Source organism: Stenotrophomonas pictorum JCM 9942 (assembly GCF_001310775.1).
Classification (GTDB): Bacteria; Pseudomonadota; Gammaproteobacteria; order Xanthomonadales; family Xanthomonadaceae; genus Stenotrophomonas; species Stenotrophomonas pictorum.
Genome location: NZ_BAZI01000801.1, coordinates 1 through 574, shown reverse-complemented (window position 1 = coordinate 574; position 574 = coordinate 1). Strand labels below are relative to the sequence as shown.

The window sequence follows — 574 nt, the reverse complement described above, 5'->3', positions numbered from 1 at the left end:
TGCTGGCCGAGGAGGGCGCGGGGGGCGGACATCGTTTCCGCCGGCGAGCTGGAACGCGCGCTGCGCGCGGGCATCGCCGCGGCCGATATCGTGTTCTCCGGGGTCGGCAAGTCCGATGCGGAGATCGTGCTGGCGCTGGAAGTGGGCATTGGCCGTTTCAACATCGAATCGCGGGCCGAGCTGGACAGCCTCCAGCGCATCGCCGCCGCGCGCGGGCTGATGGCCACCGCCGCGGTGCGGATCAATCCGGACGTGGACGCACAGACCCACGCCAAGATCTCCACCGGCAAGGCCGAGAACAAGTTCGGCGTTTCCATCGCCGAGGCCCGCGGCTGGTTCCAGGCGCGGGCGCAATGGCCGAATGTGCGCCTGGACGGGCTGCACATGCACATCGGCTCGCAACTGCTCAGCCTGGCGCCGGTACGCGAGGCACTGGCACGCATGGCCGCGTTCTGGAAAGAGCTGGAAGCGGCGGGCCATCCCATCGCCAGTATCGATGTCGGTGGCGGACTGGGCGTGCGTTACCGCGAAGGCGAACAGGCGCCGGATGCGCGCGAGTACGCCGCGGCGATCG

Annotated in this window: 1 protein-coding gene; it reads left to right on the top strand. The window is 69.7% G+C overall.

What is annotated here, in order from left to right:
• Nucleotides 1-574, top strand: a 574-nt coding sequence (locus JCM9942_RS17765; RefSeq protein ID WP_172675220.1) for a type III PLP-dependent enzyme domain-containing protein, incomplete at both ends; no start/stop codon positions are given.